Source organism: Ruegeria sp. CDSA221 (assembly GCF_059611825.1).
Genome location: NZ_JBXWPK010000002.1, coordinates 1 through 25328 on the forward strand (window position 1 = coordinate 1; position 25328 = coordinate 25328).

Sequence of the window (25328 nt, forward strand, 5' to 3'; positions counted from 1 at the left end):
CGCTGACGGCCCAGCTCGGACGTGATCGAGCCGAACAGCTCTGGGTCGCGCGCTGAGAGAGACTGGGTGAAAAAACCGGTATCACGTAGATTGGCGTTCATGGGGGCTCCACAATGCTGGGATTTCTTGCGGATTTCCTATCGGAAACGGGACATCGGCAAAAGGCTTAAAGCGACGATTTGGCCAGCGGTGGCGTCAAGTCTGGTCTATAGGGGAAAGGTATGATTGTTTCGGAACCAAATGTGCAGCACTGGAAACCACAATAGATGATTCAAAGAATCGCTTTTCTTGCCAGCGACGCCAAGGTGGCTCAAACCGCACGCGACAAACTGGTCAGGCGCTATGGCAATGCGGCGCCGCGTGATGCCGGTGTAATTGTCGCGCTGGGTGGGGACGGCTTTATGCTGCACACTTTGCACAACATGCAGCACCTCGATACGCCCGTATATGGCATGAATCGTGGAACAATCGGGTTCCTGATGAACGAGTTCCACGAAGAAGATCTGATGGACCGTCTTTCCGCCGCTGAAGAAGAGGTCATCAACCCGCTGGCGATGCGCGCGATGGATCAGTCCGGAAAGATCCATGAGGCGCTAGCCATCAATGAGGTCTCTTTGCTAAGGGCAGGCCCTCAGGCGGCGCGGCTGAGGATCAGTGTGGACGGTCGCGTGCGCATGGAGGAATTGGTTTGCGATGGCGCTTTGCTGTCAACGCCAGCAGGATCGACGGCTTATAACTATTCCGCGCATGGGCCAATCCTGCCGATTGGATCGGATGTTCTAGCTCTGACAGCGATTGCAGCCTTTCGTCCGCGACGCTGGCGGGGGGCGCTGCTGCCCAAAATCGCCCAAGTGCGGTTCGATGTGTTGGATGCGGACAAGCGGCCGGTCATGGCGGATGCGGATTCAAATTCATTTCCGGATATTGATTGGGTCGAAATTCGATCTGAACCGGCGATCCGGCACCGTATCCTGTTCGACCCGGGCCACGGCCTGGAAGAGCGTCTGATTTCGGAGCAGTTCACCTAATTGAAAGGCTAGGTATGAATTAATCGCGCTTGTGTGAACCAGTTCACACGAATCCGATTAACATTAAGGTACTGTGAACTTGCCTGGAGAACACGCCATGGTGGAAGTGAGTGGCCATCAACGGCGGTTTCGAAATGAACGTGCAGTTTATGTGCGGGCGAGGGTAGGTGGTGCTACGCTCGTTATCGGATTTCTAGGCATATTTTAGAAAGCGGACCCCGGGTACAAAACCCCGGGGTCAATTTTTTTTGGACAACGTCTATTTAGAAGGACGTCCCCATTTTCTTCCACAATGGCAGGCACATTTGCCCCACCCGGTCTTCTATTGCCGCGGCGGCGTCTACGGCCATATCCTCGCGCCATCTGCGGGCTGCGATCTGGATGTTGATCGGCTGCGGCCCATGCGGCAGCTCGGCCAGCCGCGCCGGTACACATGCCGCGGGCAGGCCGATGAAGTTCATCGCATAGGAATAGACCGCACAGCCCAGAACTTCATGCACGCCCTCGGCGCCCTCGGTATCTCGGTCCGGTTTGAAGAACGGCTGTGGCAGGAATGGTGACAGGACCAGAGGATAGTTTTGCATGAACAGAGACCACTCGCGCGCATAGTGGCTGCGCTTGGCCAGCATTTCGATAAGGTCTGTGCCAACTATGGGTGGGAATTCCTGAAAGTAGACCTCGAATATGTCGCGGATTGTTTTTGATCCCGCAGCCTCGATATCGGCTTTCAACAAGGTCAAAACTTCGCCCATCAGGGCGCGGTACCCGCCACGACCAGCTTCAAAGATATCGGGTGGTGCGACCTCTTCCACTACATAGCCTGCTTCGATCAATGCATCGCGTGCCGTATCCAGAGCCTTGTCGACTTCGGGATGCAAATCGTATCCAAAGGTCTGCTTGGTGAAGGCGACCTTGATCGGGCCGGTTTGGTCCTCACCCCGCCACGGCATCGGCACGTGAAACGGATCGCGCGGATCGGGCGCGATCAAGCTGGGCATGGACAGGTGCAGGTCCGCTGCGGAGCGCGTGATCAGACCCTGCACCGACATCGATTGTGCCAATATGCCCCGTTCTGCCGATTGGCTGGGATTCCACGCCGGAACACGACCCAGACCCGGTTTGACGGTGACCGCCCCATTGGCGGCGGCAGGAAATCGCAGACTGCCCCCTATATCGTTGCCATGGGCAAGCGCACCGATCCCAGCCATCACAGCCGCGCCCGCGCCACCAGAAGATCCCCCGGGCGAGATATGACGCCCCCAGGGGTTATACGTGCGGCCATGCAGTTCGTTGTCTGTGTCAGCACGGAATGAAAATTCGGGCGTGTTGGTGCGACCGATGACGATGGCGCCCGCCTTTTGCAGGTTGGAAACAACCGGCGCATCATCCGGGGCGATCACGTCTTTCAGGGCAACGACCCCATTCGAGGTCGCATGTCCTTTTTGATCGACGTTGATTTTGATGGTGACCGGCACACCATGCAGGGGGCCGGGCTGCTCTCCGCCACCGACCGCCTTGTCCAGATATCGCGCACGGTCCAGCGCCTGCAGGCTCAGATCTTCGACAACCGCATTCAGCGCAGGATTGACCCGTTGCATCCGGTCGATTGCGGCTTTTACGGCCTCTTCCGCGCTGATTTCCCTGTTGCGGGTCAACGCGGTCAGATCGGTGGCGCTCAGACGCCAAATGTCGGTCACTGTCATGGGGCCTCACTGTCTTGGTCAGACAGTAGAGGCCCGGTGTCAGGTTGCAAGAGGCGGCAGCTGTGCCGATATTCTACTGGGCGTAGCCTATGGATTTCAGGGCTTCGGTGATTTCGTCCAGAATCACCGGATCGTCGATAGTGGCGGGCATCTTGTATTCCTTGCCATCCGCAATCGAGACCATGGTCCCGCGCAATATTTTGCCCGACCGCGTTTTGGGCAGCCGGTCCACAACCACGGCCAGTTTGAAAGCAGCGACCGGTCCGATCTTTTCGCGCACCAGCTTGACGACATCCTGAACGACGTCACCGTGGTCACGATCACAGCCCGCGTTCAGACACAGGAAACCAACCGGCATCTGGCCTTTCAACTGGTCCGACACGCCGATCACGGCGCATTCGGCAACGTCAGGGTGCGCGGCCAGAACCTCTTCCATGCCGCCGGTGGACAGACGATGGCCCGCGACGTTGATCACGTCATCGGTGCGCGCCATGATGTAGAGGTACCCGTCCTCATCAACCATGCCCGCATCGCCGGTTTCATAATATCCGGGAAAGTGATTCAGGTACGAGCTTTTGAACCGGTCTTCGGCGTTCCACAGCGTTGGCAGAGTGCCGGGGGGCAGGGGCAGCTTTACCGCAATCGCGCCCAGCTCTCCGGGTTTCATCGGATGCCCGCCTTCGTCCAGGATCTGCACGTCGTAACCGGGCATCGGCTTGGCCGGTGACCCCAGCTTGGTTGGCAGTTCTTCAATCCCCAGCGGATTGCCCGCGATGGTCCAACCGGTTTCAGTTTGCCACCAATGGTCGATGACCGGAACGTTCAGCGCGTCTTTGGCCCATTCGATCGTGTCGGGATCCGCCCGCTCTCCGGCCAGAAACAGGGCTCGCAGGCAAGAGAGGTCGTATTCAGGGATTAATTCCCCTTTGGGATCTTCACGTTTGACCGCGCGGATTGCAGTGGGAGCAGTGAAGAAACTGCGAACATTATGCTCGGATATCACCCGCCAGAAGGTGCCCGCGTCTGGGGTTCCAACCGGTTTGCCCTCGAACACTATCGTGGTGTTGCCGTGGATCAGCGGCGCGTAGCAGATATATGAGTGGCCAACGACCCAGCCGACATCAGAAGCCGCCCAGAACACGTCGCCGGGATCCACGTTATAGATGTTCTTCATCGTCCAGTTCAGGGCGACCAGATGGCCGGCCGTCGGCCGTACGACCCCTTTGGGCGCTCCGGTCGTGCCAGATGTATACAGGATATAAGCTGGATCATTGCCATCGACAGGAACACATTCCGCAGGCTCAACACCGTACTGGAACCCGTGCCAGTTGAAATCACGCCCCTCGACCAAATGCGCAACCTCTTGTTCGCGCTGGAATATCACGCAGAAATCGGGCTTGTGGCTGGCAAGTTCGATGGCACCGTCAAGCAGCGGTTTATAATGCACCACACGGCCCGGCTCCATCCCGCAAGAAGCGGCGATGATTGCTTTTGGTTTGGCGTCATCAATACGGACCGCCAATTCGTTGCTTGCAAAGCCACCAAACACAACCGAGTGCACCGCACCCAGCCGGGCACAGGCCAACATCGCCTCAAGCGCTTCGGGGATCATCGGCATATAGATGATAACCCTGTCGCCCTTTTCGACACCTTTTGCCCGCAATGCCCCGGCCAAAGTAGCGACCCGATTGCGCAGTTCGACATATGAGATCTCGCGCTTGGTGTGGGTGATTGGGCTGTCATAGATGATGGCCGTCTGTTCACCGCGACCATTCTCGACATGGCGATCAACCGCATTCCAGCAGGTGTTGACCCTGGCATCACAGAACCATTCATAAAGAGGAGCATTGTCGTCAAACAAAGCCTTGCTGGGTGGCCGAACCCAATCAATTCCTTTTGCACCTTCCATCCAGAATGACTCCGGATCGGATTTCCAGCTCTGGTAAACGTCCTGATATGCCACTTTGGTCTCCTCCGAAAAATCCCTGCACCGTGTCTAGGGCGGGGTATAGGGGGCAGACAAGCGGTCGAAGTGACGGGGCGTCACTTTATCGCAAAATATTTGCAGATGTATAAGAATTTCCCTGCTAATTTTTGCAAACCTGTCGGCAATTTATGGATTTTGCGCGCCGAATTCACAGTTTTGCAAAACTGCAAATGTATTGGTGCAAATATGAAGGAATCAGTCCGGGCACCTGTTTCGGTGCCCGGAGGGGATCCGTGACCCTTTACCCGTAATGAGCGACAGGCGTTCCTGCGATCGCCGCCATGTTCAGTAACCCGCGTGCGGTGATCGAGGGGGTCACGATATGTGCCTTGTTGCCCATACCCATCAGGATCGGGCCAACTTCCAGCGCGTTGGCCTTCATCTTCAGGATGTTGCGCACACCGCTGGCGGCATCTGCGTGGGCAAATATCAGGACGTTGGCGACACCTTCTAGACGTGAATGCGGGAAAATGCGCGACCGCAGTTCCGGGTCAAGCGCTACGTCCAGATTCATCTCACCCTCATATGTGAAATCGCGCGGCTCCGAGTCCAGAATTTCCAAAGCGGCCCGCAGTCGCTTGCCCGAGCCTTCGGCCTGATTGCCGAATTGAGATTGCGAACAGAACGCGATTTTTGGCTCCAACCCGAAACGCCGGACATGACGGGCCGCGCCCAGGGTGGTTTCGGCAAGCTCTGCAGGCGTTGGTAATTGCCGCACATGTGTATCGGCAATGAACAAGGGGCCGTCCTCAAGAACCATCAGAGACAAAGCGCCATGTGCGCGCAGGTCGCCATTGGCCAACACCTGTTCGACATAGCTTAGGTGCCAGCGGTATTCGCCAAAGGTTCCGCAGATCAGGCTGTCGGCCTCGCCACGCTGGACCATGATCGCCCCAATGGCTGTGCTGTTGGTGCGCATGATGGCCTTGGCCAGATCAGGGGTGACACCGCGGCGCTGCATGATCTGGTGATATGAGGTCCAGTAATCATAGTAGCGATTGTCATGTTCAGGGTTCACGATCTGAAAATCCTCGCCGGGACGCACGGTCAGGCCCAGGCGCTCGCATCGCGCTTCGATGACTTCGGGACGTCCGATCAGGATCGGTGTTTCCGTGGTTTCTTCCAGAATGGCCTGAGCGGCGCGCAACACACGTTCGTCCTCGCCCTCGGCAAATACAATGCGGCGCGACGCAGCTGCTGCGGCCTCGAAAACCGGGCGCATGATCAGGGCGGATTTGAAAACCGTCTGGTTCAAGCGCTCTTTATAGGCCTCCATATCTGGAATCGGACGTCTGGCAACGCCACTGTCCATAGCCGCCCGGGCCACTGACGAGGACACAACAGCGACGAGGCGGGGGTCAAAAGGTTTTGGGATCAGATAGTCAGGTCCGAATGTCAGTTGCTCGCCCTTATAGGCGGCGGCGGCTTCTGCACTGGTCGTTGCCCGGGCCATATCAGCGATACCATCTACGCAGGCGATCTGCATAGCGTCGTTAATTTCGGTCGCACCAACATCCAGGGCGCCCCGGAAGATGAAAGGAAAGCACAGAACGTTGTTCACCTGATTGGGAAAATCACTGCGACCCGTTGCGATTATCGCATCGGGGGCCACTTCGCGAGCTGCGTCCGGCAGAATCTCGGGCGTCGGGTTGGCCAGCGCGAAGATGATTGGTCTGTTGGCCATTTTCGCGACCATTTCGGGTTTCAGGACATTCGGTCCGCTAAGCCCCAGAAACAGATCGGCATCCCCGATCACGTCATCCAGCGTGCGCAGATCAGTCTTTTGCGCGAATTGGCTCTTGTGCGGGTTCATGTCCTCGGCTCGCCCTTCATAGACAAGCCCGTGAATGTCACACAGCCAGATGTTTTCGCGTTTCACACCCAGCTTCACCAGCATATTCAGGCAGGCGATCCCAGCCGCGCCTCCGCCGGTCGAGACGATTTTGATATCTTCGAACTTTTTCCCGGCAACGTACAGCGCGTTCTTGGCAGCGGCGCCCACGACGATTGCGGTGCCGTGCTGGTCATCGTGAAAAACGGGGATGTTCATCCGCTCGCGGCACAGTTTTTCGACAATAAAACAATCGGGGGCTTTGATGTCCTCAAGATTGATTGCCCCGAACGTGGGTTCCAGCGCGCAAACGATATCGGCCAGCTTTTCGGGGTCGGATTGGTCAACCTCGATGTCGAAACAGTCGATCCCTGCGAATTTCTTGAACAGAACCGCTTTGCCTTCCATCACCGGCTTAGAAGCCAGAGCGCCTATATTGCCCAGGCCCAGCACTGCTGTTCCGTTCGAGACCACGCCAACAAGATTGCCCCGCGCAGTGTAAAGCTCGGCGTTGGATGGGTCGGCCTTGATTTCCAGGCTGGCCTCGGCGACGCCGGGCGAGTAGGCGCGCGCCAGATCCCGACCGTTGGCCATGGGTTTCGTAGCCCTGATTTCGAGCTTTCCAGGCTTTGGGTGAGCGTGATAATCAAGCGCGGCCTGTCGCAGGTTGGGAGTGTCAGACATAGGCAATTCATCTCCGTTCCGAATTTGGTTGAAGGGTTAAACTATTTCTGGCGCCTTGGCTACGTGACGTCACTTCATAAATGGATTTTTGCCAAACACGGCCGTAGGTTGAATTATGTTCTAATATGGTTACGGTCGCGCATCTTCATATTCGGCACCGCTTCCACAGGAGATCGAAGGCCCAAGATGACCCCGGAAAAACAATCTCGGTCGATACCCGTCACAACCGATACCAAGCGGTCCTTTGGGCTGGACCAGCCGCTGTTTCGTGCAGCGATTGGAGTTGCGTTGCTGATCTTGGTGGTCCTCTGTATCTGGTCGGTGCAGGCGATGTCCCTCAGCCATGAGGGTGGCCCGTTCGAATCCATTTCGGCCGCGGCGCTTGTTCTGGCCGGGGGCATTGCGCTTTTCCGGTATCGCGGGATTTCCCGTCTCTATATCGGTCTCGTCTGTTTGCTGCTGGCAGAGCGCGAACTTGCTGCGGATATCTATGCCGTAGATAGCTTGCCATATGGGATTCTGAATGGGCTGGACACGCTGCTCGATATGAACGCGGTTCGCGTCATCCTGGCTGTTTTGGTTCTGGGCGGCTTGCTCTGGCACGGGGTGCCAAACGGGTGGCGTGCGTTCAAGCATCGGGTCCCGTTTCTAATGGTGTTCTTTCTGGCCGGTATGTGTGCGGTGGTTGCGCAGGGGTTGGAAGAAGTCAGTGGCGCACTGAAAGACGACCTGTCGGACCAGATGATCATGCGTTTGTTTGTGTTGGAAGAAACGCTTGAGATGTTCTTTTCGATTGGCATTTTGGCTTCTGTTCTGATCGGATGGCCCAAAGCCACGACCGAAGAGAACTTGAATGACCAGCAATCAGACCAAAGCTGAGATTCGTCTGCCGACGCAGGAATTACGTGACGACATCCCGTTTTTTACCAAGGTACTGGGGATGCGGATGGATATGATCTATCCGGCTGATGACCCTCGGGTCGCCGTGTTCTCGGGGCATGGATTGCGATTACGGATCGAACAGGATGCACCCGAGGCGCCCGGAATGTTGCGCATTCTGACCGAAAATCCGGATCAGTTTGCGGCTGGCCAGCGCAGTTTGGTCGCGCCGAACGGGACGCGTGTCGAAATTGATGAACTGAACCCGCCGATGGTGATGCCGGATACCGTGCATTCCTTTGTCGTGCGCAGACTCAAGGATCAGGCCCCGTGGGTCATCGGGCGCGCCGGAATGCATTATCGCGATCTGGTACCCGATCGCTTGGGCGGGTCGATCATTGCCAGCCATATCCGCATTCCCGATGGCGGTCCGGTTCCGGACATGGTGCATTTCCACAAGGTCGGGTTTCAGTTGATTTTCTGCATCCATGGCTGGGTTGATGTGGTTTACGAGGATCAGGGCGACAAGATGCGCCTGACCGCCGGCGATTGCTTTATCCAGCCGCCCGAAATCCGTCATCGTGTGTTGGAAGCATCGGACAATGTGCAGGTGATCGAAATTGGTGTTCCCGCCGAACATGTCACCGAAATCGACCACGAAATGCAGTTGCCAACCCCGCAATTCCGCCCGGATCGCGAATGGCAGGGCCAGCGCTTTGTCTACAACCGGGCCGAGGGGGCAGAATGGGGGCCGTTCCGTTTGCCGGGCTACATCTGTCGCGACACCACGATTGCCCAGAACACGATGGGTGTCGCAGGCGTTCAGGTGGTGCGTCGGGGGCAGGGTGACACCGCCTGGGCTAAACATGATACCGATATTCATTTCACCTTCGTTATGAACGGTGAGCTTACGCTTGAAGGCGAGGGGCGCGACCCGTATCGGCTGGAACAAGGTGATGCCTTTGTCATTCCACCGGGCATGCGGACACGCCTGTCTGATCCGACCGATGATGTTGAACTGCTTGAGGTCACGCTGCCTGGCGTGTTCAATACGGTTCTGGATTAAGCATTTTGGCTCAGGAATTCTGCGCTCGGGGCTTCAATTCCCCGGGGGCTTTCATTTAGGGTATGACTTTCTGACCAGATGATCAAAAAATGGGGAATCGCCATGAGCTTGAAAGACGCAGCCTTGTCCGTGCGGGAAAACGCCTATGCGCCTTATTCCAATTTCAAGGTCGGCGCGGCGATCCGGTCCCTGTCGGGGCAGATCTACTCCGGTTGCAATGTGGAAAACGTGGCCTATCCCGAAGGCACTTGCGCCGAGGCCGGAGCCATTGCCGCCATGGTCGCTGCTGGCGAGCAGGAACTGACCGAGGTTTACGTGGTCGCGTCGTCTCCTCAGCCAGTACCGCCGTGCGGGGGGTGCCGCCAGAAACTGGCCGAGTTCGGCAAGCGTGACGTCAAGGTGGTATTGGCCAGCTTGGACGGGGCGGAGTTGAAAACCACTATCGGGGATCTGCTGCCAGGCGCATTTGACGCCTCGCATATGGAGGTTGTCTGACCCCATGGACGCCCGCTCGATCATCGCAAAGTTGCGCCGCAAGGATATACCCTCCGCCGAGGAACTGCACTGGTTTGCCCAGGGGCTTGCCGATGGTGGGGTCAGTGACGCGCAGGCAGGGGCCTTTGCCATGGCGGTTTGCATGGGTGGGTTGGGTGCGCAGGGCCGTGCCGATCTGACCATTGCGATGCGCGACAGCGGCGATGTCCTGAACTGGGATGTGGAAGGTCCGGTAATCGACAAACACTCGACCGGGGGTGTGGGCGACAGCGTCAGCCTGGTACTGGCCCCCGCACTGGCCGAGCTTGGGGCCTATGTGCCAATGATTTCTGGCCGGGGACTGGGACATACGGGCGGCACGCTGGACAAGCTCGAATCCATCCCCGGTGTGACCACCCAGATCAGCCAGGACCGGCTGGTGCAGGTGCTGAACGAAACGGGGGCAGCCATCGCCGGGGCCACCGGGCAAATCGCGCCGGCGGACAAACGGCTTTACGCCATTCGGGATGTCACGGCGACAGTTGAAAGCCTCGACCTGATCACCGCGTCGATCCTGTCGAAAAAGCTTGCGGCCAGCCCGGATGCGCTGGTGCTGGACGTTAAGGTTGGCAGTGGGGCCTTTATGAAAACCCTTGATGACGGGCGCAATCTGGCACGGGCGCTGACGGAAACCGCCAACGCTGCAGGGTGTCGGACCTCGGCAGTCATAACCGATATGAACCAGCCGCTTGCCTCTGCGCTGGGCAATGCACTTGAGGTGGATGAGGTCATGAAGGTATTGACCCAAGCGCCTGACGCGCCGTTGGCTGTGATCTCTGCCGAACTGGGTGGGGTTCTGTTGGCTGACGCCGGTATGTTTGCCACTTCGGAAGAAGGCCGGGACAAAATCGCCAAGGTCATCCGCGATGGCCGTGCCGCAGAACGGTTTGGCCGCATGATGGCCGCAGTTGGGGCACCCATTCACTTTGTCGACGATTGGTCGCGCTATTTGCCCGAAGCCAGCGTGATCCTCGAAGTGTCCGCTCCCGCTGCGGGCTATGTAACCACGATAGACGGAGAGGCTCTGGGCCTTGCGGTTGTCGAATTGGGTGGCGGACGTCAGGTTGAAAGCGATGTGATCGACCCTGCGGTCGGGCTGTCAGATCTGGTGCGACTGGGCGACCGGGTCGAAAAAGGCGCGCCATTGGCTGTCGTCCATGCCGCCCGCGAGGATGCCGCGCGAGGTGCGGCTGATGCTGTTCAAAAGGCGATCACGCTTGGAACGGGTAAACCAGTGGTGCCATCCCTTGTCCACGAGAGGATCACGCCATGAGCCGCGCCTTCCTTGTGGTGATGGATTCTGTGGGTATCGGCGGCGCGCCCGATGCTGATCAGTTCTTTAATGGTGACATGCCGGATACTGGGGCAAACACTCTGGCCCATATCGCGCAGGCTTGTGCTCAAGGTCAGGCGGAAGAGGAGCGATCCGGGCCTTTGCATCTACCGCATTTGGATGCGCTGGGGTTGGGTGCTGCGGCACGGCTGGCCTCGGGTGCGGAAACGCCGGGTTTGCTGGCCCAGCCGACAGGTCTGTGGGGCTGCGCCTGTGAGGATTCACCGGGCAAGGACACGCCATCGGGGCATTGGGAGCTAGCAGGGCTGCCTGTGCCGTGGGACTGGCATTACTTTCCAAATACAACACCATCATTTCCGGCTGATCTGAGCAAGGCCGCAGCCGAGGCCGCCGGAACCGAAGGGGTTTTGGGGGATTGCCACGCCTCGGGCACCACGATCATCGCCGAATTGGGGGCCGAGCATATGCGAACCGGTTGGCCGATCTGCTATACCTCGGCCGACAGTGTCTTTCAGATCGCCGCGCATGAAGAAAGTTTCGGCCTAGACCGTCTGCTTGACCTCTGCCGCGCGCTGGCCCCACGTTTGCACCAGATGAAAGTGGGGCGTGTGATCGCACGGCCCTTTGTCGGCTCGCCTGAACAAGGGTTCACCCGCACGACCAACCGCAAGGATTTTGCCATCGTGCCGCCCGCTCCGGTGCTGACGAACTGGTGTCAGGATGCGGGCCGCCGTGTTCATGCAGTGGGCAAGATCGGCGATATCTTTTCCATGCAGGGAATCGACACACTGCGCAAAGGGTCGGATGCTGACTTGATGGGTCATCTGTCCGATTTGGTCGATGAGGCCGAAGAGGGCAGCCTGACCTTCGCCAATTTTGTCGAGTTCGACAGTCTCTATGGCCATCGGCGCGACATCAGCGGCTATGCCCGCGCGCTGGAATGGTTTGACCAAGAGATAGGTGCAATTCTGACCCGGTTGCGCCCCGATGACCTGATGTTGTTGACCGCTGATCACGGCAACGACCCAAGCTGGATCGGCACCGACCACACGCGTGAGCAAGTACCTGTCCTGATTGCAGGGCAGGGTGCGGGGCAGATCGGTCAGGTCAAATTCGCCGACATTGCAGCCAGTATCGCACATCACCTGAGTATCCCGGCACAAGGGCCGGGGCGGAGCTTTCTATGACTGTCGCTGACCTACCCAAGATCGAACTGCACTTGCATCACGAAGGTGCCGCGCCGCCTGCCTTCATCCGTCAGCTGGCGCATGAAAAGCGCATCGACCTCAGCGGGATTTTCAAACCTGATGGGTCATATGATTTCCGGGATTTCGCCCATTTCCTCAGCGTATATGAGGCCGCCTGTGAAGTGCTGAAATCGCCCGAGGATTTCCGCCGTCTGACGTTGGCTATTCTTGAAGAAAGCGCGGCGAACGGGGTGGTGTATTCGGAAAGCTTTCTGAGCCCCGATTTCTGTGGCGGTGGCGATTTGGTGGCCTGGCGCGACTATCTAAGTGCCATTCAGGATGCCGCTGATGAAGCCGAGCGGAAATACGATATCACTCTGCGCGGCGTGGTGACCTGTGTCCGGCATTTCGGACCCGATCAGGCCAAGCTCAGTGCATATTGTGCCGCTGAAACAGCGGGCGACTGGATTACTGGGTTCGGTATGGGGGGCAATGAATCCATGGGGGTTCAGGGCGACTATAAGTGGGCGTTTGACTGCGCGCGCGAGGCCGGACTGCGCCTGACCACCCATGCCGGAGAGTTCGGCGGGCCGGATAGTGTCCGCGATGCGATCCGTGATTTGGGAGTTGAACGCATCGGCCATGGCGTGCGTGCGATCGAAGATCCCGACCTTGTGCATGAGATCGTTGATCGTGGTGTGACGCTTGAGGTTTGCCCGGGCTCGAACGTGGTTCTAGGCCTGTTTCCCGACTTTGCCAGCCACCCGATTTCCAAGTTGCGCGAGGCAGGTGTCAAGGTCACCGTGTCCACCGACGATCCGCCATTTTTCCATACCACCATGCGGCGTGAATATGAGATGTTGGCCAAAGCTTTCGGTTGGGAGGTCGAGGATTTTGCCGCCCTGAATGAAACCGCCCTGAATGCGGCTTTTTGCGATGAAGCGACCCGTGCGCGGGTCAAGAAAAGACTGGAGATATCATGAGCGAACACCTGACCGTCGTCGACCACCCGTTGGTGCAGCACAAACTGACGCTCATGCGGGACAAGGGCACTTCGACCGCCGAATTCCGTCAGTTGCTGCGTGAGATCACCTTGCTTCTGGCCTATGAGATCACGCGCGAAATGCCATTGACCACCCGGCACATTGAAACCCCGATGGAAGAGATGGACGCCCCCATCCTGGCAGGTAAGAAACTGGCGCTGGTTTCTATCCTGCGCGCCGGTAACGGAATGCTGGACGGCGTTTTGGAACTGATCCCGTCGGCCCGCGTCGGCTTCGTTGGCCTGTATCGCGATGAAGAGACTTTGAAGCCCGTCCAATATTACTTCAAAGCGCCCGAGGGGCTGAAGGACCGTTTGGTCATTGCTGTCGACCCGATGCTGGCAACCGGCAACAGTTCGGCCGCTGCGATTGATTTGCTGAAAGAGGCTGGCGCGACGGATATCCGTTTCCTCTGCCTGTTGGCCGCCCCCGAAGGTGTTGCCCGCATGAAAGAGGCGCACCCGGATGTTCACATTGTCACTGCGGCACTGGACCGCGAGCTGAATTCGAAGGGCTATATCATGCCAGGTCTGGGCGATGCGGGTGACAGGATGTTCGGGACCAAGTAAGCGGGCTTATCCGCCGCAGATATTCTGCAGCCGGACCCATTCGCGATCTGGCAGTATCTGTTGCAGGGGCTGGCCCGCCATCGGGTCGGCCTCGATCAGGCCCAGCACGGTTTCACCTGTGACGTCCGTCGCATAGGCAAAGGGGACCGAGGGCAAAGCTGCCTCGGCAAAAATTTCCAGCAGGTTCTCGTCGGGTACAGCCGGACGGGGTTCTGATAGAACTTCTTCGGTATAACTGTCGACAATCTGAGGTGTCAGCTCACCGGTTGTCAGCAGGCGGAACGCAGATCTGATGCCGGTACGGTCCAGCAGATCATCCAGTGGGTCCTGTGCCTGCACACGTGCACGTTCCGCAAGGATGTACCCGGCCACGACCGAGGGGTCTTCGTGATCTTCGACCAGAGATCGGTTCAACAGGACAATTCCACCCGGCAGGGTCAGGCTGGTCTGTACTCCGGCGGGTAGGATAACAATTGCGCGCACGCCCGTTCTTGCCGCCAGATGATCCAGTGCTTCCTGAGTGCCCTCGGACACGCAGGCGCGGCCTGACACTCTTTCGATGCGCCTCAGGATTGTGTCGCCGATGTCGATACGTTTGATTTCGGGAACGACGGATACGACATGGTTTTGTAACGCTGACGGTAACCACAACAGCATGAGCGCGGCCACAGCAGCCACAACCCCGGCCACGCTGAACCACCGCAAACGCCCGGGGTGGGGGCGTGACCAGTCGATGGCACGCTGCAGACGGTCAATGGCTTCGATCATCGTGGTTTCGGATTGGGCCAGTTCCAACGTCTCTTGCGGGTCGCCATCCGGGTGGTAAATCGCAGGGAAAACACCGGGGTTCTGGCGCTCTAACGCAGCCAGCGACCAATGCGTCAGTGCCCGGTCGTTGAAATCTGATATCGTCAGAGTCGCTTCGCCAATCGACACAACAACCTCGCGCCGCTGAACATCGGGCGAGGGGCGCCACAGACCGGTGGCTTCGATCCGCTGGAACTGTTTCAGTGCCGTCATCGGGGTGATGTCTGCTCGTTCTTAATTGGAGCCAGCTTAACACGCTAAATTCAACCGGCGCAAACCTGTTGCGCGACGTTCAGGAAATGTGCTGGATACCTAGACGAGCGGAATATTCTGTTACCGCTCTCCATCATGCCGCGGGGAAAATGATGCAGGCGGACACCCAGACTTCACCGGTTTTGGCCTCGGTGCTGATGGTCAGTGCTATGGCAATCATCGGCGTGATTGATAATGTGGTCATCTTGGTGGCCGAAACGATCGGTCTGTGGCAGTTCCATTTCAGCCGGGCACTGCTCATGCTACCGCTGATAATGGGCCTGTCACTGTTGGGGCTGGGCCGCTTGCGCCCGATTAGGCTTGGCCCCGTGATCCTGCGTAGTGTTCTCATCACATTGGCCATGTTGTTCTATTTTGCCTCGCTTGCGCTGATGCCGATTGCTCAGGCGTTGGCGGGTTTGTTCACGTCGCCGATCTTTGTGCTGTTGATTACAACCGTCGCCATGAAGCAACGGATAGGCCCATGGCGTATTCTGGCCGTTGCAGTAGGGTTTGCTGGGATTTTGTGCGTGTTGCAGCCGAATCCCGGCGAGTTTGATGCAAAAACGCTGTTGCCGGTCGCCGGAGGGCTGTTCTACGCGTTCAGTTCAGTCATCACCCGAAGCCACTGCGCGCAGGAAAGCACGACGGCATTACTGGCGGCAATGGTGGTGACTTTGGGACTGGCCGGAGCGTTGGGACTAATCGTGTTTTCTCTTTACCCAGTGGCTCCGGTCGCTGGGCCGGACGGGTTCGTCACCCGAGGTTGGGTCTGGCAGATGGGACCGGCACTTCCATGGATTATCGCGCAGGCTGTTGGTTCAACGATTGCGGTATTCATGCTGATCAAATCCTATCAGATCGGTGAGACCTCTTATGTGGCGGTGTTTGAATATTCGGTGATGATTTTTGGGCCCTTGTTCGCCTGGAGGGTCTTTGGGCAGAATATTGGTGTTCTGCAGATCCTCGGCATATGCCTGATCGCAACGGCCGGAGTTCTGCTGGCCTGGCGGTCCACGCGTCCCGCCGCTACAGAGGCCGCATCGTGATCATTTCGCGCGGTCGCTCTTATATCTTCGTCCACATTCCCAAAACTGGAGGGACATCTTTGTCGCTGGCTTTGGAACAGCGCGCGATGAAGGATGATATTTTGCTGGGAGATACGCCCAAGGCAAAGAAACGCAATAGGCGGATCAAACAGCTATCGGCGCGTGGCCGCCTTTGGAAACATTCAACCCTCGCCGATATCGAAGGTGTTCTTTCACCGGATGACTTTTCGGGGATGACAGTCTTTACTCTGGTCCGAAATCCCTGGGATCGGCTTGTCAGCTATTATCACTGGCTCAAGGTGCAAGGCTTTGATCATCCCGCAATCGCGCTGGCCCGCGCCCATTCGTTTGAAGGATTTGTCTGCCATCCCGCGACGCAACAGTCGCTCCGTCAGCATCCGGCGCGGCACTACGTGACGCGAGCCGATGGTATTGAACAATGCCAGCATTTCATCAGGCTCGAAGCCTTTGATCAGGGGGCAGAGCCTCTGTTCGACCATTTGGGGTTTCGGATCACGCTGCCGCATTTGAACCGATCAGAGCGGTCACAAGACTACCGCAGCTATTATTCAGCCGCATCACAGGAGGCCATCGCCGAGGCTTGCGCTGAAGATATAGACAGATTCGGATACTCTTTTGATTAGATGACAGAAATATCGTTTCCCTGCGGGACTTAATACCGGGCGATTACAGATCGTTGTTCCGTTTTTAGCGTTATCCAACGGGGTTTGGGACCCAAATCAGGCTCAAATGTGTCAAAATTTGGACGCGTGATCGGTTTGGATGCTAATGAATATCTATTGTTTTTGGTGCCAGCAGGGGGGGGAGGCACGTGTTTGAAGTAGTGAGTGACATGGGTATTTCAGATGTTCCGGAAAGCCGGACACAATTCGAAACCAGAGTAGAACTGAACGCGCGCCGTGGCGGCTTGATCCACGGGACCAGGGTTGCAACTGTCGACGGCTGGACGCCGATTGAAGACATTCAGCCTGGTGATCTGATCCGGACAGTCGAGAACGGCTTTAAGGCAGTAAGGCGCATTTCTGTCGATACGATTTCGGTTCCTACTGAAGAAAGTCGGATCGAGTATTTGCCAGTCCGCGTACCCCCAAGTGCCGTCGACAGCCCAGGTACGATTTGGATCATGCCTGAACAGGGTATAGCATTGGAGCATGGCACCGCAGATCTGACTGTTGTGGCAGCACGAAAGTTGAGCGGTTTGTTCCGCATCAAGTCGGACGTCCCGGCATCCTCATTCGATGTCAGTGCACTGTTCTTTGATGAGGATGAAGTGGTCTATATGGAAGGCGGTATGCGCGCCTTCTGCCCGTCAGGGCGTTTCGGCGGCCACAGCGGCACAAGTGCGGGCTATCAAATTGCCGAAAGCGAAACAGCGGCGGATTTGGTCGAAGAAATACGAACCGAGGGCCGCGTGGCAGCCCTTGCCAACCCGTTGGGTGCGCTGCCTGCACCCATCTCGCTGGAACAAGTTGTCCCTTTGAGACCCAGCAGGGGCGCGCGTCGCCCGGGTCGTCCGGGTCGGCCTCTCCCAGTGATCTGAACGGCAGACCAACCAAACACGATAAGCAGGGTGCTGGCGTAAGGTCTCTTACGCCAGCACCAACTGTTTAGGCAGCCTTGGCTTCGGGGTTGAAACGCCCGTAGAAGCTTTGGCCTTTACCTGCCATCTCACGCAGCAGCGGCGGGCAGGTAAACCGTTCCCCATATTGTGCGGTCAACTGATCGCAGCGCTCGGCCGCATAAGGGGTGCCGATGATGTCCAGCCAGCTCAGTGGACCACCTGACCAAGGTGCAAAGCCCCAGCCCAAGATTGCGCCGACGTCACCCTCGCGGATGTCTTCCAGAACGCCTTCTTCCAATGCGCGGACGGCCTCCAGAACCTGAGCGAACATCAGGCGTTCCTGCACTTCGATCAGGTCGGGCTGATCCTCTGCCAGCGGATACTTGTCCTGCAGACCCTTCCAATATTCGACGCGCTTGCCTTTATCGTCATAATCGAAGAAGCCCGCGTTTGCCTTGCGGCCCAGACGGCCCTGTTCTTCCATCCAGAAGATCAGATCATCGGACGGGCTTTCAGGATATTCGTTGCCCATCGCGGCCTTGGTCGCGCGTGCGATCTTGGCACCCAGATCAATCGAGGTCTCATCAGTCAGCTGGATCGGCCCGACAGGGAAGCCCAACTGGCGTGCCGCGTTGTCGATCAGAACCGGGCTGACGCCTTCGGTCACCATCCGGGCACCTTCATTGATGTAGGGAATGATGCAGCGGTTGGCGTAGAAGAAGCGGGCATCGTTGACCACGATAGGCGTCTTGCGGATCTGGCGCACATAGTCCAGCGCCTTGGCCACTGCGCGATCACCGGTTTCCCTGCCTTTGATGATCTCGACCAAGAACATCTTCTCGACGGGCGAGAAGAAGTGGATGCCGATGAACTGATCCGCACGCACCGAAGCTTTGGCCAGGTCGCTGATCGGCAGGGTCGAGGTGTTCGAGGCAAAGATGCAGTCCTCGGGAATGATCGCCTCGACCTTCTTGGTCATCTCGGCCTTGACGCCCACATCCTCGAACACGGCTTCGATGATCAGATCGCAGCCTTTGAGGTTGTCTAGATCCGGGGTTGCGGTGATGCGACCCAGCATGGCCTCTTTCTTTTCAGCCGTAACCTTGCCGCGCTTCATACCTTTGTCCAGGTACGTCTCGGTATAGGCTTTGCCTTTGTCTGCTGCTTCCTGATCGCGGTCGACCAGAACAACTTCCATACCGGCCTGCGCCGATACAAGTGCGATACCCGCACCCATCATGCCAGCGCCCAGAACACCGATCTTCTTGACTGACTGATCCGGTACGCCCGCAGGACGCACGGCGCCTTTTTCCAAGGCTTCCTTGTTCAGGAACAGTGATCGGATCATGGCACCCGAAGACGGGTTCATCAGAACGGAGGTGAACCAACGGGCTTCGATCTTCAGCGCGGTGTCGAAATCAACCAGTGCACCTTCGTAAACAGCGCTTAGCAACGCCTTGGCGGCAGGGAACGCACCCTGGGTTTTGCTATTCACCATAGCCGAGGCGCCGACGAAATTCATGAAACCAGCAGGGTGGTAAGGCGCGCCACCGGGCATTTTGTAACCCTTGGCATCCCAAGGCTTCACAATGTCCGCATCTTTGGCGTTCAGCACCCAATCTTTTGCTGCGGCAACTGGATCCTCGGCGATCTCATCGATGTAGCCTGCACTTTTCGCCTTTTTGACGTCCAGCATCTTGCCTTCCAGCAACAGCGGAGCGGCTGCAATCGCACCGACCTTGCGGACCATACGGGTGGTGCCACCAGCGCCGGGGAAGATGCCAACCATGATTTCAGGCAGGCCGTATTTCGCCTTTGGGTTCTCGGCTGCAAAGATGCGGTGCGTCGACAGCGGTAGTTCCATGCCAATGCCTGCGGCTGTACCGGGCAGGGCGGTTGCAATCGGCTTGCCGCCTTTCTTGGTCTTGGGGTCCATGCCCGCCAGCTCGATCTTGCGCAGCACGCCGTGCATATTCATGGTGCCTTCGAACAGGCCCTTGGCGGGGTTGTCGCCCGCCTGTTCTTTCATCACCGCAAGCAGGTTCAGGTCCATGCCACCGGCGAACGAACCTTCTTTCCCGCTGGTGATAACGATGCCTTTGATCTCGTCATCGGCGAGTGCCTGATCGATGCAATCGCTCAACTGTGCGAAGCCGTCAAAAGACATCACGTTCATGGATTTTCCTGGAACGTCCCAGGTGATAATGGCGACGCCATCCGCGTCTTTGCTCAGAGTGAAATCAGTCATTGTCATCTCCAATCTGGTCAGCCGTTAGCGGGCTGCCATCTTTCCGGGTGAAAGAGAATCCGTTCTCATCATCCTTCACCATCATGTCTAAGTCGCTGTAATAGCCGGTCTCGTTCGGGGTCCGTGTGCCCACCACCAGAAAGGTCGCAGGCGCATCGGTGTTGTTCACAAGGTGATGGCCGTTGGCTTCACCTGCGGGCCATGCGGCGCAATCGCCGGGCTGCATTTCATGCTCGCCATCGTCGTCGATCAGCGTACAGGTGCCGCTTAGCATGATTGCAAACTCGTCCTGCTCCATATGGTAGTGGCGCAGCGAGGACATGCCTTGCGGTTCAAGCCGTACGATGTTGACCCCGTACTGGGTTAGCCCGCCCGCATCACCGAGGCGCTGAACAAAACGGCCTGCGGTCGCCTCGGCCAGCTTGCCGGGATAGGCCGAGCCGCCCTGAAACGGAATCTGAGAGAGATCCAGCTTGGGCATCAGACGCGCTCGATGATCGTTGCTGCACCCATGCCGGATGCGATGCAAAGAGTGGCCAGCCCGGTTTCCTTGTCCTGACGTTCAAGCTCATCCAGCAGGGTGCCGATGATCATCGCGCCGGTCGCGCCCAGCGGGTGGCCCATTGCAATCGAGCCGCCATTGACGTTGACCAAAGCCGGATCGACATCGAATGCCTGCTGGAAGCGCAGAACAACCGAGGCAAAGGCTTCGTTCACTTCGAACAGGTCGAGATCGCTGATTTTCATGCCGTTGTCGGCGAGGATTTTCTCGGTCACGGGAACCGGACCGGTCAACATAATGGTGGGGTCGGTGCCGATCTTGGCCGTGGCCTTGATGCGTGCGCGCGGCTTCAGGCCGTATTTCTCGCCGAATTGCTTGTTGCCGATCAGAACTGCCGCCGCACCATCCACGATGCCCGAGCTGTTACCCGCGTGGTGGATATGATTGATCTTTTCCAGATGCGGGTATTTCAGCTTTGCGACGTTGTCGAAGCCGGGCATTTGCTCGCCCATCATCTGGAATGCGGGGTTCAAGCCACCCAGGCTTTGCATGTCCGTGCCGGGGCGCATGTATTCATCATGGTCCAGAATGGTCAGGCCGTTCTGATCCTTAACGGTGATGACCGATTTCGAGAACCGGTTGTCGTCCCACGCAGCTTTTGCACGGCGCTGCGATTCCATCGCCAGCGCATCAGCCTGATCGCGTGTGAACCCGTATTCGGTCGCAATGATATCAGCCGAGATACCCTGCGGAACGAAATAGGTGTTCATCGCCAGTGAAGGGTCAGCCGCAATCGCAGCGCCATCGCTGCCCATCGGAACACGGCCCATCATCTCGACCCCGCCTGCGATATAGGCGTCGCCTGCGCCGCCTTTGACCTGGTTGGCCGCCAGGTTCACAGCTTCCATGCCCGAGGCGCAGAACCGGTTGATCGCCAGCCCGGGGATCGATTCATCCAGATCAGAACCCAGCACTGCGGTTCGTGCCAGACAGCCGCCCTGTTCCATAACCTGGGTTACGTTGCCCCAGATGACGTCCTCTACGGCGTGGCCCTCTAGATTGTTCCGCTCTTTTACGGCGTTCAATGTCAGCGAGGACAGGCGCGCCGAAGTCAGCTCGTGCAGGCTGCCATCCTTGCGGCCTTTGCCGCGCGGAGTACGCAGGGCGTCATAGATATATGCGTCGGTCATAGTTTTCTCCTTAAGCTCGATCCGGCACAGAGCCGGGCATCAGGTCGTAGGGGTGTTTCCAGCCAGGCTGCTGGGACAAGCGTGTCAGCCAGGCGTCGATATTTGGCCATTCGGTGCGGTCAAAGCCGAAGGGTTCAGGATAGTAGAGATAGCCACAGCAGCTGAGATCAGCATTGGTTACACCGTCCCCAACGATCCAGTCGCGACCGTTCAGATGTGCATCCAGGACTTGATACGCAGCCTTCAGGCGACCCTGGTTGAATGCGATCACATCTGGGTTGCGATGTTCTTCCGGCAGAAAGTTGATCAAAAAACGGGTCAGGCCTGCCATCGAGCTGAGTTTGTGGTTGTCCCACAGCACCCAGCGCAGTACCTCGTATTTCTCTTCCTGCGTCTTTCCTCCGAACATGCCTGTCTTTTCAGTTATATAAGTCTGAATGGCCCCGGACTGACTGGTGCGAAAGTCGCCATCAATCATGACGGGCGCTTCACCCATTTCGTTGACAGTGGCACGAAATTCGGGAGTGCGTGTCACTCCTTTGAAGAAGTCGACTTCGACGGCTTCCCATTCTAACCCTGATAACTCCAGAGCCAGCGCCGCCTTGTACGAGTTTCCGCTGACGCCGAAACAATGCAGTTTGATGGTCATCATTTGCCTCCCTTGGCACATGAGTCAGTGCGATGTGCTGTATCATGTAGCCCGCCCTTTTTTGGGCGGGTCTGTTTTCTTATCGTTTGCGCTCTTCAAGTTCGGAATTGAAGATACGCAAACGGTGCGTCAGGCTCTCTTCGTCGATGACGCTGTTGAAGTTCTCGAACAGGAATGACAGTGCCTCACCTTCGTCCAGACCAGCCTCGCGCGCGAACCCTCTGAGTTTGCGATAGCCGTCTTCGGTCATGGCGACCGGGAAACGGCGTGTTAGGCGAAATCGTTTTGGCATATCGAGCCTTTCGAATGGCCGGCCCCAAGATGGTCTGGGGCCGGTCAGAGATCAGAAGCTTGCCGCGTCCAGGCCCATGACAGTATCCGCACCGCTCTGGATGCGTGTCAGATGAAGACCGGTGGCTGGCAAGCGACGCGCCATGTAGAACTGGCCGGTGGTAATCTTTGTCTCGTAGAACTCGGTGTCCGAAGTCCCGGCTTCAAGTGCGGCATAAGAGGCTTTTGCCATCTGTGCCCACATCAGGCCCAGGCAGACATGACCGAACATGTGCATGAAGTCATTCGACCCAGCCAGCGCATGGTTGGGGTTCTTGGTGCCGCTTTGCATAAAGTACATGGCAGCGGCCTGCAGATCCTTGGAGGCCGCTTTCAGCGGTTCGATAAACGCCGTATCATAGGCTTCGTTCTGACCTGCGTTTTCCTTGCAGAAGTTTTTGACCATTTCGAAAAACGCCATGACGTGTTTGCCGCCATCCTGGGCAAGTTTACGGCCCACAAGGTCAAGCGCCTGAACGCCGTTTGCGCCTTCGTAGATCATCGCGATCCGGGCGTCGCGGGTATATTGCGACATGCCCCATTCTTCGATGTAGCCGTGGCCGCCATAGACTTGCTGGGCCTTGACCGTCATGTCATAGCCTTCGTCGGTCAGGAACCCTTTGAGGACCGGCGTCAGCAGTGAGATCAGGCCATCGGCGTCATCGTCACCAGAGCGGTGGGCCTTGTCGATCATGGTCGCTCCCCACAGAACAAAGGCACGGGCACCCTCGGTAAAGCTTTTCTGATCCATCAGGCTGCGGCGGATGTCGGGATGCACGATCAGCGGATCGGCTGGACCGTCCGGGTTTTTCGCACCGGTCACATCGCGGCCTTGCAGGCGGTCTTTGGCGTATTCCACCGCGTTCTGATAGGCCGCGTCGGCCTGGGACAGACCCTGCATGGCTACACCCATACGGGCTTCGTTCATCATGGTGAACATCGCGCGCATGCCTTTATGCTCTTCGCCCAAAAGATAGCCGGTTGCCTCGTCATAGTTCATGACGCAGGTCGAGTTGCCGTGGATGCCCATCTTTTCTTCGATGTTGCCGACCGATACGCCGTTGCGTTCACCCAGGCTGCCATCTTCGTTCACCATGAATTTAGGAACGATGAACAGGGATACACCCTTGATGCCTTCGGGGCCGCCCACGATCTTGGCCAGCACCAGGTGAATGATGTTGTCGGCCATGTCGTGTTCACCAGCCGAGATAAAGATCTTCTGACCGGAAATCTTGTAGGAGCCATCCGCCTGCGGTTCAGCCTTGGTGCGCATCAGACCCAGGTCGGTGCCGCAATGCGGTTCGGTCAGGTTCATGGTGCCGGTCCAATCGCAGCTAACCATGTTCGGCAGATAGGTTTCTTTCTGCTCTTGGGTGCCGTGCGCCAGAATGGCCGAGGCTGCGCCGTGGGTCAGACCTTGATACATGGTGAACGCCTGGTTCGAGGCGGAAAACATCTCGGCCACGGCAGAGCCGATGACATAAGGCATGTTCTGGCCGCCGAATTCTTCGGGCATGTCCAGGCCGGTCCAGCCGCCTTCCTTCATCTGACCGAATGCGTCTTTAAAGCCAGTAGGGGTATATACCACACCGTTTTCCAAACGACATCCTTCGGTATCACCGATTGTATTCAGCGGGTGCAGAACATTTGTCGCCACCTTACCGGCTTCTTCTAGAACAGCGCCGGTAAAATCAGGTTCAAGCTCGCTATAACCCGGGATGTCCGATCCCGATACATTGAGCACTTCGTGCAATACGAACTGCATGTCTTTGGTTGGTGCATTGTATACGGGCATTGGGAACTTCCTTAGTTTCGCTTGTCCGGTGGGTGGGTGCCGCCGGGGTTATTCTGCGGCCTTTTTGTCGCTCTTGATCGAGGCGATCACTTTCTCGCCCCATCTCAACTGTTCTTTTAGATCGTCAATGGCCTGGGTCAGCTCTTCACGCCGGGATTCCATATCGGCAAGCCGCTCGCACGCGATCTCATAGGTGCGGGTCATCTGTGTAACCTGCTGATCACCTACGTGATACAAATCAAGAAGCTGGCGAATTTCTTCCAGGCTGAAGCCAAAGCGTTTGCCTCGCAGGATCAGCTTGAGACGCGCCCGGTCGCTTTTGGTGAACAGTCGTTTCTGCCCTTCGCGGATCGGAAACAAAAGTTCCTTTGCCTCGTAAAAACGTAATGTGCGCGGCGTGACATCATAGGTCTCGCACATTTCACGAATGGTCATCAGATCTTCGGTCATGGTTTCTGCACTCTTGTAACTGGCCTTCGTTAAGCTGATTTGCGCAGTCGATGCGCGTCTTACAGCACGTAGATGCCGTTCACGTAACGCGAACGCTGCGTCACAAATAAGTTGACGTAACTTCCGTTCGCGTCAAGGTTTCTACTGCAGGGAATTTCAGGACGTCACGTCAGATCACCTTCCAGATGCAATTTTCCAAACACGGGAAAGCATGCTGAAAGGGTAAAAGAGCCCAGGAAGGGTCTGTTTTTGGCTTTGGCAAATCCGATAGTAAACGCGATCAACTGGGCAGCAATGCCTAGTCTAACAATTTCGCGGTCTGGTCACGCATTTGTTCCAAGGCATCTATGGCTTCATCCAACTGTTTTTTCTGATTGTTCAGTTCGACAAGCTGATGTTCGGCCATTTCGATGAAGGCCTTCATCTGTGCCTGATTCCCCTGATCTTCGTAGATCAGCAGCCACTGGCGGATATCTTCCAGAGGAAATCCGTATTTCCGTCCCCGCATGATCAGCGTCATCCGAGCGCATTCCCTAGGCCCGTAAAAGCGAGTTCGGCCTTCGCGGTCAGGCTGCAGAAGTTCGATATATTCATAGTAGCGCAGGGTACGTGGAGTCACGTCAAACTCGGCGCACATCTCTTTGAATGACAAACGGTTGTCGGGCATTC

General features: G+C 57.4%; 23 protein-coding genes. 11 read left to right on the plus strand and 12 right to left on the minus strand.

Annotated elements, in window-relative coordinates; translation table 11 throughout:
* Window positions 1–266 precede the first annotated feature (266 nt).
* Entirely contained in the window at window positions 267–1028 is a 762-nt protein-coding gene (locus tag AC2FJ5_RS02365; protein ID WP_496792340.1) for an NAD kinase, read from the plus strand.
* 263 nt (window positions 1029–1291) lie between these two features.
* Here AC2FJ5_RS02365 and AC2FJ5_RS02370 read toward each other — a convergent pair whose 3' ends face one another.
* The 3 genes from AC2FJ5_RS02370 to AC2FJ5_RS02380 all read right to left on the minus strand — a co-directional run bounded on the left by AC2FJ5_RS02370 (window position 1292) and on the right by AC2FJ5_RS02380 (window position 7233).
* Window positions 1292–2731 carry an amidase family protein gene (locus AC2FJ5_RS02370; RefSeq protein WP_496792341.1) on the minus strand — a complete coding sequence of 480 codons (1440 nt, stop codon included), beginning with the start codon at window positions 2729–2731 and terminating at the stop codon, window positions 1292–1294.
* Between the two features lie 73 nt (window positions 2732–2804).
* Complete coding sequence (gene prpE / locus AC2FJ5_RS02375) at window positions 2805–4694, minus strand: propionate-CoA ligase PrpE (RefSeq protein WP_496792343.1); 1890 nt, start codon at window positions 4692–4694, stop codon at window positions 2805–2807.
* A gap of 265 nt (window positions 4695–4959) precedes the next feature.
* The gene (locus tag AC2FJ5_RS02380) at window positions 4960–7233 is read right to left on the minus strand and encodes an NADP-dependent malic enzyme (RefSeq protein WP_142632785.1); all 2274 of its coding nucleotides are present in this window, start codon (window positions 7231–7233) and stop codon (window positions 4960–4962) included.
* Window positions 7234–7419: 186 nt separating this feature from the next.
* Between AC2FJ5_RS02380 and AC2FJ5_RS02385 the strand changes: the two genes are divergently transcribed.
* From AC2FJ5_RS02385 to upp, 7 genes are all read left to right on the plus strand, one after another.
* Window positions 7420–8112, plus strand: a complete 693-nt coding sequence (locus AC2FJ5_RS02385; RefSeq protein WP_496792345.1) for a hypothetical protein — start codon at window positions 7420–7422, stop codon at window positions 8110–8112.
* Window positions 8087–9178: a cupin domain-containing protein gene (locus AC2FJ5_RS02390; RefSeq protein WP_271948028.1), complete on the plus strand. Its 1092-nt coding sequence runs from the start codon at window positions 8087–8089 to the stop codon at window positions 9176–9178. The genes AC2FJ5_RS02385 and AC2FJ5_RS02390 overlap by 26 nt, the downstream gene beginning before the upstream one ends.
* Before the next feature lie 102 nt (window positions 9179–9280).
* Complete coding sequence (locus AC2FJ5_RS02395; RefSeq protein WP_496677966.1) at window positions 9281–9673, plus strand: cytidine deaminase; 393 nt, start codon at window positions 9281–9283, stop codon at window positions 9671–9673.
* Between the two features lie 4 nt (window positions 9674–9677).
* Window positions 9678–10985, plus strand: coding sequence for a thymidine phosphorylase (locus tag AC2FJ5_RS02400; RefSeq protein ID WP_496792346.1), 1308 nt, complete (start codon window positions 9678–9680; stop codon window positions 10983–10985).
* Entirely contained in the window at window positions 10982–12193 is a 1212-nt protein-coding gene (locus AC2FJ5_RS02405; protein WP_496792348.1) for a phosphopentomutase, read from the plus strand. Before AC2FJ5_RS02400 ends, AC2FJ5_RS02405 begins: the two co-directional genes overlap by 4 nt.
* On the plus strand, window positions 12190–13176 hold the full coding sequence (locus AC2FJ5_RS02410; RefSeq protein ID WP_496792349.1) for an adenosine deaminase: 987 nt from the start codon (window positions 12190–12192) through the stop codon (window positions 13174–13176). Before AC2FJ5_RS02405 ends, AC2FJ5_RS02410 begins: the two co-directional genes overlap by 4 nt.
* Window positions 13173–13805 (plus strand): uracil phosphoribosyltransferase, encoded by a 633-nt coding sequence (gene upp, locus AC2FJ5_RS02415; protein WP_142632797.1) that lies wholly within the window; start codon window positions 13173–13175, stop codon window positions 13803–13805. Before AC2FJ5_RS02410 ends, upp begins: the two co-directional genes overlap by 4 nt.
* Before the next feature lie 6 nt (window positions 13806–13811).
* Here the strand turns inward: upp and AC2FJ5_RS02420 are convergent, their stop codons facing one another.
* Entirely contained in the window at window positions 13812–14825 is a 1014-nt protein-coding gene (locus AC2FJ5_RS02420; protein ID WP_496692449.1) for a hypothetical protein, read from the minus strand.
* A 152-nt stretch (window positions 14826–14977) separates the two neighbouring features.
* On the opposite strand from AC2FJ5_RS02420, the gene AC2FJ5_RS02425 reads away from it, so the two are divergent.
* From AC2FJ5_RS02425 to AC2FJ5_RS02435, 3 genes are all read left to right on the plus strand, one after another.
* Window positions 14978–15913 (plus strand): DMT family transporter, encoded by a 936-nt coding sequence (locus tag AC2FJ5_RS02425; RefSeq protein WP_496792351.1) that lies wholly within the window; start codon window positions 14978–14980, stop codon window positions 15911–15913.
* Window positions 15910–16557 (plus strand): sulfotransferase family 2 domain-containing protein, encoded by a 648-nt coding sequence (locus AC2FJ5_RS02430; RefSeq protein WP_496696042.1) that lies wholly within the window; start codon window positions 15910–15912, stop codon window positions 16555–16557. The genes AC2FJ5_RS02425 and AC2FJ5_RS02430 overlap by 4 nt, the downstream gene beginning before the upstream one ends.
* A gap of 188 nt (window positions 16558–16745) precedes the next feature.
* The gene (locus AC2FJ5_RS02435) at window positions 16746–17474 is read left to right on the plus strand and encodes a Hint domain-containing protein (RefSeq protein ID WP_496792353.1); all 729 of its coding nucleotides are present in this window, start codon (window positions 16746–16748) and stop codon (window positions 17472–17474) included.
* 67 nt (window positions 17475–17541) lie between these two features.
* On the opposite strand, the gene AC2FJ5_RS02440 is transcribed toward AC2FJ5_RS02435, so the two are convergent.
* The 8 genes from AC2FJ5_RS02440 to AC2FJ5_RS02475 all read right to left on the minus strand — a co-directional run bounded on the left by AC2FJ5_RS02440 (window position 17542) and on the right by AC2FJ5_RS02475 (window position 25326).
* On the minus strand, window positions 17542–19743 hold the full coding sequence (locus AC2FJ5_RS02440; protein ID WP_496792354.1) for a 3-hydroxyacyl-CoA dehydrogenase NAD-binding domain-containing protein: 2202 nt from the start codon (window positions 19741–19743) through the stop codon (window positions 17542–17544).
* Entirely contained in the window at window positions 19736–20224 is a 489-nt protein-coding gene (locus tag AC2FJ5_RS02445; protein WP_142632807.1) for a cupin domain-containing protein, read from the minus strand. Before AC2FJ5_RS02445 ends, AC2FJ5_RS02440 begins: the two co-directional genes overlap by 8 nt.
* The gene (locus tag AC2FJ5_RS02450) at window positions 20224–21435 is read right to left on the minus strand and encodes an acetyl-CoA C-acetyltransferase (RefSeq protein ID WP_496792355.1); all 1212 of its coding nucleotides are present in this window, start codon (window positions 21433–21435) and stop codon (window positions 20224–20226) included. Before AC2FJ5_RS02450 ends, AC2FJ5_RS02445 begins: the two co-directional genes overlap by 1 nt.
* Before the next feature lie 10 nt (window positions 21436–21445).
* Complete coding sequence (locus AC2FJ5_RS02455) at window positions 21446–22084, minus strand: glutathione S-transferase family protein (protein WP_142632811.1); 639 nt, start codon at window positions 22082–22084, stop codon at window positions 21446–21448.
* Window positions 22085–22163: 79 nt separating this feature from the next.
* A complete protein-coding gene (locus tag AC2FJ5_RS02460; RefSeq protein WP_142632813.1) occupies window positions 22164–22376 on the minus strand; it encodes a hypothetical protein in 213 nt (70 codons plus the stop codon).
* Window positions 22377–22427: 51 nt separating this feature from the next.
* Window positions 22428–24209, minus strand: coding sequence for an acyl-CoA dehydrogenase C-terminal domain-containing protein (locus tag AC2FJ5_RS02465; protein ID WP_496692444.1), 1782 nt, complete (start codon window positions 24207–24209; stop codon window positions 22428–22430).
* 48 nt (window positions 24210–24257) lie between these two features.
* A complete protein-coding gene (locus AC2FJ5_RS02470) occupies window positions 24258–24659 on the minus strand; it encodes a MerR family transcriptional regulator (protein ID WP_142632817.1) in 402 nt (133 codons plus the stop codon).
* A 298-nt stretch (window positions 24660–24957) separates the two neighbouring features.
* On the minus strand, window positions 24958–25326 hold the full coding sequence (locus AC2FJ5_RS02475; protein ID WP_142632819.1) for a MerR family transcriptional regulator: 369 nt from the start codon (window positions 25324–25326) through the stop codon (window positions 24958–24960).
* Window positions 25327–25328 lie beyond the last annotated feature (2 nt).